A 13,822-nucleotide genomic window follows, 5' to 3' on the forward strand; every position below is an offset into this window, starting at 1 on the left:
GATGAGCCAAATCAGTCTGGTGGGAGCGGGCCCCGGGCCCCTCGAATTGTTGACCCTGCGCGCCCTGCACCGTCTGGAGGCGGCAGAGGTCGTGGTCTATGACCGCCTGGTGGGGAGCGAGATCCTGGCCCGCATTCCCCACGGGGCGGCCCGCTTCGACGTGGGCAAGCGCTGCGGTGAGCCGAGCCCGACCCAGGAGGAGATCAACGCCCTGCTGCTGGCCCTGGCCCGCACGGGCAAGCGGGTGGTGCGCCTCAAGGGAGGGGATCCCCTGGTGTTCGGGCGCGGTGGCGAGGAGGCGCTGCACCTGGCCCGGCACGGCATCGAGGCCGAGCTGGTGCCGGGGATCACGGCGGCCCTGGGCTGCGCCGCCAGCAGCTTCATTCCCCTGACCCACAGGGGGCTGGCCCGCTCCCTGACCCTGGTGACGGGGCACCTGATGGACGAGCGCGACTATCAGGGCTGGCAGGGGCTGACCCGGGCGGGCCACACCCTGGTGTTCTACATGGGGCTGGAGCGGGCGGCCCGCATTCGGGAAGGGATGTTGAGGGCGGGGGCCCCGGGCGCGCTGCCGGTGGCCCTGGTGGTGGCTGGCTGCAGCCCCCGCCAGCAGGTGCACGAGGCCACGCTCGATGGCCTGGAGCAGGCCGCCCGTGCCCTGCTGGGCCAGAGCCCGGTGCTGATCATCATGGGGGAGGTGGTGCGGCTGCGCGCCGAGCTGCAGGGGCTGCTGACGGAGGCCCTGGAACGGGTCGCCTGAGGGGCGATTGTCCCTCTACCCCCACTACCTCCTGATAGATAAAAAGGAGGTAGATTCAAAGAGTTGGCCTTCATGTTGCGGCATTTTCGCCAGACAGAACGCGATCGTCGCCGACAAGGAGCGCCATGACCACTTTTTCCACCCGGGGCCAGGACGGCCCCGCTTCCCGGCTGTTGATCCACGCCGATGACCCGGGCCAGGCGAACCGCCTGGCCCTGCTGGTCAGTCACTACGGCCATCAGCCCGGGATCCTCGATACCCGCCAGTTGCTGACGCCGACGCAGAGGGGGGATGCCCTGCTCGTCAGTTGCCGCCAGTTCAGCGCCGAGGTACGCCTTGGCCTCTCCCTTTGGCCCGACATGCCGCGCCTCTTGTTCTGCGAGCGGCTGGGGGGCGATACCCAGCTCGCCCTGTTGCAGCAGGGGGTGTTGCTGGTGCCCCACCCTTGCGGCGAGCGTGAGCCGGTGGAGCAGTGGCTGCGTCTGGCCCGCAGTCAGCTCGCCATGGTGCAGGCCCTGATGCAGACCGAGAGCGAGCTGCGCCAGAAGCTGGAGGATAGGCGGCTCATCGAGCAGGCCAAGGGACGCCTGATGCGCCATCAGGGGCTGGACGAGGACGAGGCCTATCGCCTGATGCGCAGCACCGCCATGAGCCGTCACCTGAGCCTGGGGGAGCTGGCGCGGCAACTGCTGCAGGCTTTGCCCGCCTGAGCGCTCCCGTGGCCAACCGTTTTGGTGCAACTGCGCCTAATTGAGGCAAATTTGAGGGAGGATCAGGGCACCACAGACCGCAAAGGGCCGCCTGATGCACCCTGGACGAGCTGGCACGGAAAGTGAATAACAAAAACACGATAGCAATGAAGTAACGATGCGCAGTGAGGGGCCGATCAGGCCACTCACCCGCAACAGGGCAAAGAAGCCCCGCCGATCCCGGATCGGCGGGGCTTTTTTTTGGTCGCGACGCACCTTGGGTCGCAGCGCTGCAACGAGGTGGCACTGCGATTCCAGGCAGCCTGGCGCCATGGCCCTGACCCGGAACCGAGGGAGGAGATGCAATGAACGGACGACAAGGATGTGCGGGACTGCTGCTGGCGGCGTTGTCGCTGCCGGTGCTGGCACTGGGAGCCCCGGAGCAGGAGGAGCTCAGGCTCGGCTTCATCAAGCTGACCGACATGGCGCCGCTGGCGGTGGCCTACGAGCGTGGCTATTTCGAGGATGAGGGACTCTACGTCACCCTCGAAGCCCAGGCGAACTGGAAGATCCTGCTGGATCGGGTGATAGACGGCGAGCTGGACGGTGCCCAGATGCTGGCGGGCCAGCCCCTGGCGGCCCACATCGGCATCGGCACCCAGGCCGAGCTGGTGACGGCGTTTGCCATGGATCTCAACGGCAACGCCATCACGGTGGCCAACAGCGTCTGGGCCGCCATGGCGCCCCAGTTGCCCAGGCCGCAGGCGGGCCAGGTGCCGCCCCCGGTGAGCGCCGCCGCCCTCAAGCCCGTGGTGGCGGAGTATCGCAAGGGGGGCAAGCCCTTCAACATGGGGATGGTCTTCCCCGTCTCCCCCCACAACTACGAGCTCAGGTACTGGCTGGCGGCGGGCGGCCTGCACCCCGGCTTCTATGCCCCCCAACTCGGGGACAACTCGGGCCAGCGCCAGGCGGACGTGCTGCTGTCGGTGACGCCGCCCCCCAGATGCCCGCCACCCTGGAGGCGGGCACTATCGCCGGCTACAGCGTGGGGGAGCCCTGGAACCAGCAGGCGGTCGCCAGGGGCATAGGGGTGCCCGTCATCACGGATCAGGAGATCTGGCGCAACAACCCGGAGAAGGTGTTCGGCGTCACCCGGCAGTGGGCCGAACGTCACCCCAACACCCATGTGCGGCTGGTGAAGGCGCTGCTGCGGGCGGCCTGGTGGCTGGATGCAGACGACAACGGCAACCGGCGCGCGGCGGCCAAGCTGCTGGCCAGACCCGAGTACGTGGGGGCGGACGAGCAGGTGATCGCGAGCTCCATGACGGGCACTTTCGAGTACGCCAGGGGGGACAAGCGCCAGGTGCCGGATTTCAACGTCTTCTTCCGCCACCACGCCACCTATCCCTACTACTCCGACGCCATCTGGTACCTGACCCAGATGCGGCGCTGGGGCCAGATCCCCGAGGCCAGGCCGGACGCCTGGTTCGAGCAGGTGGCCAAGGCCGTCTATCAACCGGATGTCTATCGCCAGGCCGCCGAGGCGCTGATCGCCGAGGGCAAGCTCAAGGCCACCGACTTCCCCGACTTTGCCAGCGAGCAGGGCTATCGCGGCCCCCAGGATGGCTTCATCGACGGCCTCATCTATGACGGCCGCCACCCCAACGCCTACCTGCAACAGTTCGCCATCGGCCTCAAGGGCGATGAGCGGGTGCAATGAGCAAGGAGATCCCGATGAAACGACACGCATTGCCCCTCATCCATTTAAAAGCCATCAACTGGAAAATCATGGTGCAGCCCCTGCTCGGCGTGCTGCTCTTCCTCGGCCTCTGGCAGTGGGGGGCGAGCCAGGTGCAGACCAGTCTGGGCACCCTGCCGGGGCCGCTCGCCACTGCCAGCCAGCTCTGGTCCCTCGGGCAGGAGCATCTGCAGGAGCGGGAGAAGGCGGCGGCCTTCCTCGAACGCCAGCAGGTGCGCAACGCCGAGCGACTGGCGGCGGATCCGGCGGCCGAGGTGAAGCTGCGTCCCTACACAGGACGCCCCACCTTCTTCGATCAGATAGCCACCAGCCTGCTCACCGTGCTGTGCGGCTTCGCGCTGGCGACTCTGATCGCCATTCCGTGCGGGGTGCTGCTCGGCATGAATCAGGGGCTCTATCGCGCCGCCAACCCGGTGATCCAGCTGCTCAAGCCGGTCTCCCCCCTGGCCTGGCTGCCCCTCATCACGCTAGTGGTGAGCGCTCTGTATGCAAACCCCGCCCCCTGGCTTGCCAAGTCCTTCCTCACCTCGGCCCTGACGGTGACCCTCTGCTCCCTCTGGCCGACCCTGATCAACACGGCGGTGGGGGTGGCGGGGCTGGATGGGGATCTGCACAACGTCAGCCGAGTGCTGCGCCTCTCCTTTGTGACCCATGTGCGGCGCATCGTGCTGCCCGGGGCCCTGCCCATGATCTTCACCGGGCTGCGGCTCTCCCTGGGGGTGGCCTGGATGGTGCTAATCGCGGCGGAGATGCTGGCCCAGAACCCGGGGCTCGGCAAGTTCGTGTGGGACGAGTTCCAGAGCGGCGGCTCTGCGTCTCTGGCCCGCATCATGGTGGCGGTGATCACCATAGGCCTCATCGGCTGCGCCCTGGACAGGGGCATGCTGGCCCTGCAGCAGTGGTTGTCCTGGGACAAGCGCCAGGTGCTGCGTTAATCACATTTCTATTCAGGCAGGAGAAGAGCCAATGAAGAGTTATCTGGAGATAAGCGACGTCGGCATCTCGTTCGAGACGGAGCAGGGCAGCTTCGAGGCCTTGAGCCGGGTCAACTTGCGCATCGAGAAGGGGGAGTTCGTCTCCCTCATCGGTCACTCGGGCTGCGGCAAGAGCACCGTCCTCAACCTGGTGGCCGGGCTGCTGGAGCCGACCCTGGGTGGCATCATTCTCGATGGCCGCGAGGTGGCGGGGCCGGGGCCCGAGCGGGCCATGGTGTTCCAAAACCACGCCCTGCTGCCCTGGCTCAGCGTCCAGCAGAACGTGGCGCTGGCGGTGGCCCAGGTGGAGTCTGACAAGCGGGCGGTGGCGGAGCGGGTGGACTACTACCTCTCCCTGGTGCAGATGGATCACGCCAGCCAGAAGATGCCCCACGAGCTGTCGGGGGGGATGAAGCAGCGGGTCGGCATTGCCCGCGCCCTCTCGCTCTCCCCCAAGGTGCTGCTGATGGACGAGCCGTTCGGCGCCCTCGATGCCCTGACCCGGGCCCATCTGCAGGATGCTCTGATGGCGATCCAGGCGGAGCTTGGCAACACCGTCATCATGATCACCCACGACGTGGACGAGGCGGTGCTGCTCTCCGATCGCATCGTCATGATGACCAATGGCCCCAGCGCCACCGTCGGGGAGATCCTGACCGTCGACCTGCCAAGGCCCAGAGACAGGGTCGCCCTGGCGGACGATCCCCACTACCACAAGCTGCGTCAGCAGGTGCTGCGCTTCCTCTACGAGAAGCAACGCAAGGTGACCCCCCTCAAGGCAGCCGGGCAGGTGCGCAGCAAGCTGCGCGCCTGAGCCCGCCGGATTCAAGGAAGAGAGACATGACAGACAAAGAGCAACAGTGGGTGGCAGAGGACGGCATGGACCTGCTCGGTCGCCAGAACAGTGGTTCCGCCGACACGGCCGACAAGCAACGGCTGCTGGTGGTGGGTAACGGCATGGTGGGTCATCACTTCGTCGAACAGCTGGTGGCGGCCGGTGGCCTGAGCCGGTTCGAGGTGACGGTATTTGGCGCCGAGCCGGACCCCGCCTACGACAGGGTGCACCTCTCCGAGGTATTCGGCGGCAAGGCGCCCCAGGCCCTGCGCATGGCGGATCCCGCCTGGTATGAAGAGAGCGGCATAACGCTGCGACTGGGGGCCGAGGTGGAGGTGCTCGACCGGGCGGCCCGCACCCTGACGCTGGCCAACGGCGAGCAGTTCCCTTACGACCGTCTGGTGCTGGCGACCGGCTCGGTCCCCTTCGTGCCCCCCATCCCCGGTCATCAGCGGGAGGGCTGCTTCGTCTATCGCACCCTGGGGGATCTCGCCGCCATTCGCGATGCCTGCGCCCAGGCCCGCAGCGGCGTGGTCATCGGTGGCGGCCTGCTGGGGCTGGAGGCGGCCAACGCCCTGCGCCTGCTCGGCCTCAAGACCCAGGTGGTGGAGTTCGCCCCCAGGCTGATGCCGGTGCAGCTCGACGAGAGCGGCGGCGCCGTGCTGCGGGACAAGATCCAGGCCCTCGGGGTCGAGGTGCTGGTGGAGAAAGCCACCGAGTGCATCGAGCAGGGGGAGCAGGCCCGTCATCGCCTGCGCTTCAAGGACGGCACTCACATTGAGACCGACGTGCTGCTGTTCTCCGCCGGTATTCGACCCGCCGACACCCTGGCCCGGCAATCCGGGCTGGAGGTCGGGGAGCGCGGCGGCATCTGCATCGACGACGGCTGCCACAGTTCGGATCCCGCCATCCTCGCCATCGGCGAGTGCGCGCTCTGGCAGGGGCGCATCTTCGGCCTGGTGGCTCCCGGCTACCAGATGGCCCGGGCCGCAGTGGCCAGTCTGTGCGGCGGCGAGACCCGCTTTATCGGGGCCGACATGTCCACCAAGCTCAAGCTGATGGGGGTGGACGTGGGCTCCATCGGCGATGCCCACGCCAACACCGCCGGCGCCCAGGAGTTGCTGCTGCTGGACAGGGTCAACGGCATCTACAAGAAGCTGGTGACCGACGGCGAGGGCAATCGCCTGCTCGGCGCCATCCTGGTGGGGGACGGGGCCGATTATGAGCGGCTGCTGCAGTACTACCAGAACGGGGTGGCGCTGCCCCAGCCGCCGCTCTCCCTGCTGGTGGGGGAGGTCGGGGCCGCCCCCGCGCCCCTGGTGCTGCCGGACAGCGCCATCCTCTGCTCCTGCCACAACGTCAGCAAGGGGGACGTGGTGGCCGCCGTTCGGGCGGGCAATCACGAGCTGGCTGCGGTGAAGAGCTGCACCAAAGCGGGCACGGGTTGCGGCGGTTGCAGCAACCTGCTCAAGCAGGTGGTGGATCAGACCCTGGCGGACCTTGGCGTCGAGGCGGACAAGGGGTTGTGCGAGCACTTCGCCTACGGCCGTCAGGAGCTCTATCACCTGGCCCGGGTCGGCGAGCTGAAGAGCTTCGAGGCGCTGCGGGACAAGCACGGCCAGGGGCTGGGGTGCGACATCTGCAAGTCGACGGTGGCCTCCATCCTGGCGTCCCTCTGGAACGAGCACGTGCTGGAGAAACCGCACCGCGCCCTGCAGGACACCAACGACGCCTTCCTTGCGAACCTGCAAAAGGACGGCACCTATTCGGTGGTGCCGCGCATCCCGGGGGGGGAGATCACCCCGGAGGGGCTCATCACCATCGGCGAAGTGGCGCGCAAGTACGGCCTCTACACCAAGATCACCGGCGGCCAGCGCATCGATCTCTTCGGCGCCCGGGTCGACCAGCTGCCCGCCATCTGGGGCGAGCTGGTGGCGGCGGGCTTTGAGACCGGTCAGGCCTACGGCAAGTCGGTGCGCACCGTGAAGTCCTGCGTGGGCTCCACCTGGTGTCGTTACGGGGTACAGGACTCCATGACCCTGACCCAGACCCTGGAGCACCGCTACAAGGGGCTGCGGGCGCCACACAAGCTGAAGTTTGCGGTCTCAGGCTGCACCCGGGAGTGCGCCGAGGCCCAGAGCAAGGACATCGGCGTCATCGCCACCGAGCGGGGCTGGAACCTCTATGTGTGCGGCAACGGCGGGATGCGGCCGCGCCACGCCGACCTCTTTGCCACGGATCTCGACGAGCAGACCCTGATCCGCTACATCGACCGGCTGCTGATGTTCTATGTGCGCACCGGGGACAGACTGCAACGTACCTCGGTCTGGATGGAGAACATGGAAGGGGGGCTCGACTACCTAAAGTCGGTGATCATCGAGGACAGGCTCGGCATCGGTGCCGAGCTGGAGGCCATGATGGAGGGGATCGTCGGCACCTGGCAGTGCGAGTGGAAGAGCACATTGGCGGATCCGGACAAGCTCAAGCTGTTCGAGGCCTTCGTCAACCGGCCCGAGGACGAGACGCCGCCGCGCCGTGAGGAGCGGGGGCAATGGGTGCCGGATATCGCTATCAAGGAGGTGGTATGAGCGACATAAAAGAAGAGACCTTACAGTCAGAACCTGGAGCCTGGCATAGGGTATGCGAGCTGGCGGCGCTGCCGGAGCAGGCCGGGCGCAGCGCCTGGCTGGAGGGGCGGGTGCTGGCGCTGTTTCGCCTCGGGGAGCATGTCTATGCCCTGGACGGGGTGGATCCCCTGGCCGGCGTGGCGGTGCTGGGGCGTGGTCTGGTGGGGGATGCCGGTGGGGAGCCCGTGGTCGCCTCGCCCCTTTACAAGCAGCGCTACGCCCTGATGGACGGTCGCTGTCTGGACGATCCTGCCCTGAGCGTCGCCTGCTGGCCGGTGCGACTGGAGGGGAGCGAGGTCTGGGTACAGCTGGGGTGAGTGGCCCATCTGAAAACCATGTTGTGATCGCCGGGCACTGCCCGGTGATTTTTTGTGCGCGACCCGACATTTCTTGTACGAGAGGATGGCGGGAAAACGTTTTTCGGAAATAATGGACAAACGTTTGCAACTGGATGTTTGTCTATGACGGAACGTGAGCAAGAGATCCTCGCCCTGCTGCGCCAGGATCCCATGATTGCCCAGCAGGAGCTGGCGGACAGGCTCGGCATTAGCCGCTCCGCGCTGGCGAGCCACATCTCCAGCCTGATGCGCCAGGGCTATGTGCAGGGGCGCGGCTATGTGCTGCGCGAAGGCCCCTACGCCGTGGTGATCGGCGGCGCCAACATGGATATCTGTGGCTGCAGCCACGACAACCTGCGCATCGGCGACTCCAACCCGGGCCGGGTACGCACCTCCGCCGGCGGGGTAGGGCGCAACATCGCCGAGAACCTGGCGCGCCTTGGCACCGACACCCGGCTGTTGACTGCGGTGGGCAACGATCAATACGGCCACCACCTGCTGGAGGTGAGCCAGCGCGCCGGGGTCGATGTGCGCCAGGTGCTGGTACTGGAGGGTCAATCGACCTCCTGCTATCTCAGCCTGCACGATGGCAGCGGCGAGATGAGCTGCGCCGTCAACGACATGGGGATCATCGAGCAGCTCACCCCGGCCCGGCTCACCCCCCTGAGCGGTTTTCTCGGTGCGGCCCGGCTCTGGGTGCTCGACACCAACCTCGCCACCCACACCCTTGACTGGCTGTTCGAGCGCCAGGGGGAGCACATCATCTTCGTGGACACCGTGTCGGTGGCCAAGGTGGAGAAGATCCGCCCCTGGCTGCACCGCATCCACACCCTCAAACCCAATCGCACCGAGGCGGAGCAGCTGTGCGGCTTCACCATCGGCGGGCCCGACACCTGGCCCATGGCGGCGGCCTGGTTCCACCGCGCCGGGGTGCAGCGACTCTTCCTGAGCCTCGGCGATCAGGGGATCTTCTATAGCGACGGGGCCTGCCAGGGCCATCTGCCCGTGCTCGGCAGCCCGGTCGTCAACGTGACCGGCGGCGGCGATGCCTTCATGGCAGGGCTGGCCCACGCCTGGTTGCAGGATCAGGGCATCATGGAGACAACCCGGTTCGCCCTCGGTTGCGCCGCCCTCACCGTCAATTGTTCCGATACCGTCTTTTCCGGCCTATCCAAGGCCGCCGTTGAACGCATGCTGGAGGAGTACCCATGTTGAACGCTTACCTCGATATCCAACCTGAAGTTGCCGCCGCGCTGGCCGCCGGCAAGCCGGTGGTGGCCCTGGAGTCCACCATCATCTCCCACGGCATGCCCTATCCGCAGAACGTGGAGACGGCGCGCCAGGTGGAGCAGGTGGTGCGGGACAACGGCGCCGTGCCGGCCACCATCGCCATCATCGATGGCCGCCTCAAGGTGGGTCTGGATGCGGGGGCCCTGGAGGCGCTGGGCCGGGCCGGTCATGCCGCCACCAAGTGCAGCCGCCGCGACATCCCCTTCGTGCTGGCCAACAAGGGGTTGGGGGCGACCACGGTGGCCTCCACCATGATCATTGCCGCCATGGCCGGGATCCGGGTGTTCGCCACCGGCGGCATCGGCGGCGTGCATCGCGGCGCCCAGGAGACCTTTGACATCTCGGCGGATCTACAGGAATTTGCCCAGACCCCGGTGGCCGTGGTCTGCGCCGGTGCCAAGTCGATCCTCGACATCGGTCTGACCCTGGAGTACCTGGAGACCCAGGGGGTGCCGGTGATCGGCTACCAGACCGAGGAGCTGCCCGCCTTCTACACCCGGGAGAGCGGCTTCAAGGTGGATTATCGCCTGGAGAGCCCGGCGGCCATCGCCGAGGCACTGCGTCTGAAGTGGGAGCTGGGGCTGGCGGGGGGCGCCGTGGTGGCCAACCCGATCCCGACCCAGTTTGCCATGCCCAAGGCCGACATCGACGCCGCCATTGCCCAGGCACTGCGAGAGGCGGACGAGCAGGGGGTGAAGGGCAAGGCGTCCACCCCCTTCCTGCTGGCCCGGGTGTGCGAGCTGACCGGTGGCAACTCCCTGGCGGCCAATATCCAGTTGGTGCTCAACAACGCCGCGCTGGGGGCGCGCATCGCTGCCAGCCTGTAAACACCTTTGCGAAAGATGCAAAAGAGGGCCAACAGGCCCTCTTTTTATTGCGAAAATCGGTGAGATAACCTCCTTATTCCAGCACCAGTCGCCCGTTGAGAGGCTGGACGGGGCGGTTGTTGGGGTGGTGCATCACCGCCTTGAAGGCATCGATCTGGGCCTGGCTGGCCTGGACCGGCTCCTTCATCACCAGCCAGCGCACTCCTTCCAAGCAGGGTGGGGTGGTCAGGGACCCGCTGAAGCGGTAGTAGTCGTGCTGGGCGGGCAGCAGTTGCTCTGCCGAGATAGGTTCCTTGAAGGCATGGATCTCCCCCGCCTTGGCTGGCAGCACCTGCCAGGCCTGGCTCAGTGCCCCATTGGCCTGGCCCGGCTCGAACATCACGGCGACCACCGCCAGCTCCCCCTTGTCATTGGCATGGACCAGGTGACCCTCCAGGGGGTAGGACTTGCCCTCGATGAGGTTTTCGCTGGGGGCGTGGAAGTGGAACTGCTTGAGCTCGAAGTGCATGCCGTCGAGCTCAAGGGTGCTGCCGGGGGCATAGTTGACCTGCACCGTGTGGCCGTTGTTGACCAGCGTCTTGCCACCCGCCTGATAGTGGAACTGCAGGGGGGCCAGATCGGCCTTCACCAGACCCGAGAGGTTGACCGGCGACTGGTTGCTGCCGGCACACTGGCCATATTCCGGGGTCAGGCTGGCCCATTTCGCCGGGCCGGCCTCGCCGCTGTATTCCCAGTGTGTGGTGGCAGCAAAGGCGGCAGGGCAGAGCAGCAGGGCGCCAGCCAGCAGGGACTTTTTCATCATGCATCCTTATCCTGATTGAAAAGCACGGCCATTCCAGGCCTTCCGGCAGGAAGGCCTCATCAATGGCATCGTTGGAAACGCAGGGTACGCGGTGCCAGACCGGATTAATTGTTATGAAAGGTCTGTCGTCGTCGCTATTTGAAGCGTGGCATGAGGCTGCGCCATAGTGTATTTCGGCAACGGGGCACGCTTATTCATGGAGGAGAAATCCTGCGGGCATTTTCGCAATGAACGGCCCCCTTTCATGGCGCCCCAAATAGATGACGGGCTGATTCTAGAGGGCTTTTCATGGCTCCATTTGATCTCGAGCAAACAAGCGCGGACTAATTATCGGGCTTGAGGATCCCTTATTTCGCTGGGATTTGTTCGATATTCCCTGACCCGGTCAGGGGCGTGCGTGGCGGGAGCCGGGCGCTGCGCTGACAGAGTGCCTCGGTGTTGACCCCTTATCTCTCTGATAGTGCTGGAGAAATTCCCCCCTCAGCACAGTGACGGCGGGATGACAATCCCCCGGTTGGCGGCGCCTTGTTTGCGGTTTTGCCGTCCTCTTCACATTTCCGGATTGCTCGCTATTTGTGCGATTGCCTTACTCATCCGACCTGGTGTCAAATCACTCCGCCTAACACAAGGAGTGGCATAATAATGAATAATATCAATAAATTAGTTCTGGCTATCGGATTCACTCTCACCACCTTCCCGAGCCTGGCGGCGGGATTCCAGTGCGGGGAGCACGTCACCCTGGGGGTACCCGGTCAATCCAGTCAGCTGTTGTGCCGGGAGGGCTATGCCGCCGGGTACAACTACGACACCAAGGTCTCTGACTGGGTTTCTTACCGGATGACGGCCGCCAGCGCCCAGGGTCAGGTGCCGCGCAAGGATGCCTTCGCCGAGGACAAGGAGGTGCCGGTGCAGTTTCGCGCCACCCTGTCGGACTACAAGGGCTCGGGCTATGACCGCGGCCACCAGGCACCGGCGGCGGACATGCGCTCCACCGCCAACACCATGAAGCAGAGCTTCCTGCTGACCAACATGACCCCGCAACTGCCGGCGCTCAACCAGGGGGCATGGCGCATCCTGGAGGAGAAGACCCGGCAGTGGGCCATCACCTACAAGAGCGTGCAGGTGATCACCGGCCCCATCTTCACCCACTCCGATGGCGCCATCGGCAACGGCGTGACCGTGCCCCACGCCTACTACCGGGTGGTGATGGATCTGGCGGGCAAGCGGGCCATCGCCTTCATCCTGCCGCAAGAGAACGTCTCGGCCAGTCGGCTGGCGGACTATGTGGTGACGGTGGATGAGGTGGAGGAGCAGACCGGGCTCGACTTCTTCACCGAGCTGCCGGATGAGCAGGAAGAGGCCATGGAGTCGCGGCTGTCGGCCATGTGGGGCGGTTAGCGCGTCCGGCAGGGGTAACGGGGGCCCAGGCCCCCGTTACCCACACGGGCTTCCGGCCATTGTCATGGCCCCTGGTACAGGGCCAGTACAGCTTGGGTCTGGCATCGGGTCCTTATCATGACTCCTTTTTTCAGGAGGCATCATGTCAGCGCTGTTTTCCCTTCACTCCTCGTCCACTCTTGCCCGCGCGTTGCGCATCTGCGTACCCATGGCGCTGCTGGGGGCTGCTGTTCCCCCGGCCATGGCCGACGAGGATATCCGCTTGGGGCAGACCATTCTGCTCGGGGTCGGCGATCATCCCGCCATCATTCCCATGCTCGCCTGCCGGCCGACCAAATCCATCATGGTCAAGGCTGGGCGGGAGTTGACCCTGGAGCGGGTCAAGGTGTTCTACGGCAACGATCGCAGCAAGACCCTCTATTTCGACAAGGTGTTGAGAGAGGATCAGGAGTCGGGGTGGCAATCCCTCGGCAGCCGACTCTGCATCAAGCGCATCGAGGTGTACGGCAATTCGGAAGGGAGCAGGGCGGGGGTCAAGGTGTACGGGCGCAAATGAGCAAAGGGCGGGGGAAATCCCCGCCCAGTGCTTATTTCTTCGGGCGGAACGGTTTGATGATGGCCTCGTCGCACTCGAGATAGGGCCCTTCCATCAGGTCGATGCAGTAGGGGATGGCGGGGAAGACCGCATCCAGGCACTCGCGGATCGATTTGGGCTTGCCCGGCAGGTTGACGATGAGCGAGCTGCCGCGCAGGCCGGCGGTCTGGCGCGACAGGATGGCGGTCGGCACGAACTTGAGGGACTCGGCCCGCATCAGCTCGCCAAAGCCCGGCATCATGCGATCGCACACCGCCTCGGTGGCCTCCGGGGTCACATCCCGCCTGGCCGGCCCTGTGCCCCCCGTGGTAACGACAAGGCAGCACTGCTCCTCGTCGACCAGCCGAACCAGGGTCGCCTCAATCTGCTCCTGCTCGTCGGGGATCACCTGATAGACGGGCTCCCATTCCGAGGTCAGGTAGGCGTTCAGGGTGTCGATGATGGCCTTGCCGGAGAGATCTTCGTAGATGCCTGCACTGGCGCGATCGCTGACGGTGACGATACCGATTCTTGCCTTGCTCATGGTCTGCCCTTGGTTGCCGCAATAAAGTGGTAAATAAAATAACATAATCAGTGAGATATGTTAAACCGCCGGATGAGGCAAGGGGAGGGCATCGAGCCTGGGAGAGAGTCGAATGAAAAACAATTTTGAGAAAAGTCCGTTAATAAGGAATAAGGCCGAGAAAAATGACGCTGAAATTTTATAAAAAAACTGACGCAGGCCGGATTCGGTTAATTTCATGAATCATAAGGAATAAATGATTTTTTCCGCCAACAATGCGCAATCCGTGCCAAAAACCGGACTCCTGTGGCTCGGCGGTGAATGGCCCAAAATCGCCACCATCCTATATAACCTTCCTTAGGGACAGTGAAATAGTGATGTGCCCGGCGTCGTTCCATTCCATGGGCGAGGTCCGGCCAGGAGGGT

12 protein-coding genes and 1 pseudogene are annotated in these 13,822 nt (G+C 65.2%); 11 read left to right on the plus strand and 2 right to left on the minus strand.

Annotation, left to right across the window (positions count from 1 at the left end; all coding sequences use genetic code 11):
- Position 1 precedes the first annotated feature (1 nt).
- From cobA to C2U47_RS14970, 9 genes and pseudogenes are all read left to right on the plus strand, one after another.
- Positions 2-760 carry a uroporphyrinogen-III C-methyltransferase gene (gene cobA / locus C2U47_RS14930; protein WP_010675453.1) on the plus strand — a complete coding sequence of 253 codons (759 nt, stop codon included), beginning with the start codon at positions 2-4 and terminating at the stop codon, positions 758-760.
- A gap of 125 nt (positions 761-885) precedes the next feature.
- A complete protein-coding gene (locus C2U47_RS14935) occupies positions 886-1,470 on the plus strand; it encodes an ANTAR domain-containing response regulator (RefSeq protein ID WP_010675452.1) in 585 nt (194 codons plus the stop codon).
- A 461-nt stretch (positions 1,471-1,931) separates the two neighbouring features.
- A pseudogene (locus C2U47_RS14940) lies at positions 1,932-3,169 on the plus strand (CmpA/NrtA family ABC transporter substrate-binding protein).
- 14 nt (positions 3,170-3,183) lie between these two features.
- On the plus strand, positions 3,184-4,143 hold the full coding sequence (locus C2U47_RS14945; protein WP_029314781.1) for an ABC transporter permease: 960 nt from the start codon (positions 3,184-3,186) through the stop codon (positions 4,141-4,143).
- 31 nt (positions 4,144-4,174) lie between these two features.
- Positions 4,175-4,996 (plus strand): ABC transporter ATP-binding protein, encoded by an 822-nt coding sequence (locus tag C2U47_RS14950; RefSeq protein WP_010675449.1) that lies wholly within the window; start codon positions 4,175-4,177, stop codon positions 4,994-4,996.
- A 26-nt stretch (positions 4,997-5,022) separates the two neighbouring features.
- Positions 5,023-7,605 (plus strand): nitrite reductase large subunit NirB, encoded by a 2,583-nt coding sequence (nirB, locus tag C2U47_RS14955; protein ID WP_010675448.1) that lies wholly within the window; start codon positions 5,023-5,025, stop codon positions 7,603-7,605.
- Positions 7,602-7,961, plus strand: a complete 360-nt coding sequence (gene nirD / locus C2U47_RS14960; protein ID WP_010675447.1) for a nitrite reductase small subunit NirD — start codon at positions 7,602-7,604, stop codon at positions 7,959-7,961. The genes nirB and nirD overlap by 4 nt, the downstream gene beginning before the upstream one ends.
- A gap of 144 nt (positions 7,962-8,105) precedes the next feature.
- Complete coding sequence (locus C2U47_RS14965; protein WP_010675446.1) at positions 8,106-9,197, plus strand: PfkB family carbohydrate kinase; 1,092 nt, start codon at positions 8,106-8,108, stop codon at positions 9,195-9,197.
- Positions 9,191-10,099, plus strand: a complete 909-nt coding sequence (locus C2U47_RS14970; protein ID WP_010675445.1) for a pseudouridine-5'-phosphate glycosidase — start codon at positions 9,191-9,193, stop codon at positions 10,097-10,099. Before C2U47_RS14965 ends, C2U47_RS14970 begins: the two co-directional genes overlap by 7 nt.
- Before the next feature lie 73 nt (positions 10,100-10,172).
- Here C2U47_RS14970 and C2U47_RS14975 read toward each other — a convergent pair whose 3' ends face one another.
- Positions 10,173-10,898: a carbonic anhydrase gene (locus C2U47_RS14975; RefSeq protein WP_029314780.1), complete on the minus strand. Its 726-nt coding sequence runs from the start codon at positions 10,896-10,898 to the stop codon at positions 10,173-10,175.
- A gap of 645 nt (positions 10,899-11,543) precedes the next feature.
- Here C2U47_RS14975 and C2U47_RS14980 point away from each other — a divergent pair.
- Both C2U47_RS14980 and C2U47_RS14985 read left to right on the plus strand, forming a co-directional pair.
- Complete coding sequence (locus tag C2U47_RS14980) at positions 11,544-12,299, plus strand: DNA/RNA non-specific endonuclease (RefSeq protein ID WP_010675443.1); 756 nt, start codon at positions 11,544-11,546, stop codon at positions 12,297-12,299.
- 208 nt (positions 12,300-12,507) lie between these two features.
- Positions 12,508-12,855, plus strand: coding sequence for a DUF2541 family protein (locus tag C2U47_RS14985; RefSeq protein ID WP_029314779.1), 348 nt, complete (start codon positions 12,508-12,510; stop codon positions 12,853-12,855).
- Positions 12,856-12,886: 31 nt separating this feature from the next.
- Here C2U47_RS14985 and mog read toward each other — a convergent pair whose 3' ends face one another.
- Positions 12,887-13,417: a molybdopterin adenylyltransferase gene (mog, locus tag C2U47_RS14990; RefSeq protein ID WP_010675441.1), complete on the minus strand. Its 531-nt coding sequence runs from the start codon at positions 13,415-13,417 to the stop codon at positions 12,887-12,889.
- Positions 13,418-13,822 lie beyond the last annotated feature (405 nt).

This window comes from Aeromonas sp. ASNIH7, assembly GCF_002903485.1.
GTDB lineage: Bacteria > Pseudomonadota > Gammaproteobacteria > Enterobacterales > Aeromonadaceae > Aeromonas > Aeromonas caviae.

Coding starts and splice junctions, on each gene's coding strand:
- cobA (WP_010675453.1), top strand. CDS start 2: ATGAGCCAAATCAGTCTGGTGGGAGCGGGCCCCGGGCCCCTCGAATTG.
- C2U47_RS14935 (WP_010675452.1), top strand. CDS start 886: ATGACCACTTTTTCCACCCGGGGCCAGGACGGCCCCGCTTCCCGGCTG.
- C2U47_RS14945 (WP_029314781.1), top strand. CDS start 3,184: ATGAAACGACACGCATTGCCCCTCATCCATTTAAAAGCCATCAACTGG.
- C2U47_RS14950 (WP_010675449.1), top strand. CDS start 4,175: ATGAAGAGTTATCTGGAGATAAGCGACGTCGGCATCTCGTTCGAGACG.
- nirB (WP_010675448.1), top strand. CDS start 5,023: ATGACAGACAAAGAGCAACAGTGGGTGGCAGAGGACGGCATGGACCTG.
- nirD (WP_010675447.1), top strand. CDS start 7,602: ATGAGCGACATAAAAGAAGAGACCTTACAGTCAGAACCTGGAGCCTGG.
- C2U47_RS14965 (WP_010675446.1), top strand. CDS start 8,106: ATGACGGAACGTGAGCAAGAGATCCTCGCCCTGCTGCGCCAGGATCCC.
- C2U47_RS14970 (WP_010675445.1), top strand. CDS start 9,191: ATGTTGAACGCTTACCTCGATATCCAACCTGAAGTTGCCGCCGCGCTG.
- C2U47_RS14975 (WP_029314780.1), bottom strand. CDS start 10,898: ATGAAAAAGTCCCTGCTGGCTGGCGCCCTGCTGCTCTGCCCTGCCGCC.
- C2U47_RS14980 (WP_010675443.1), top strand. CDS start 11,544: ATGAATAATATCAATAAATTAGTTCTGGCTATCGGATTCACTCTCACC.
- C2U47_RS14985 (WP_029314779.1), top strand. CDS start 12,508: ATGGCGCTGCTGGGGGCTGCTGTTCCCCCGGCCATGGCCGACGAGGAT.
- mog (WP_010675441.1), bottom strand. CDS start 13,417: ATGAGCAAGGCAAGAATCGGTATCGTCACCGTCAGCGATCGCGCCAGT.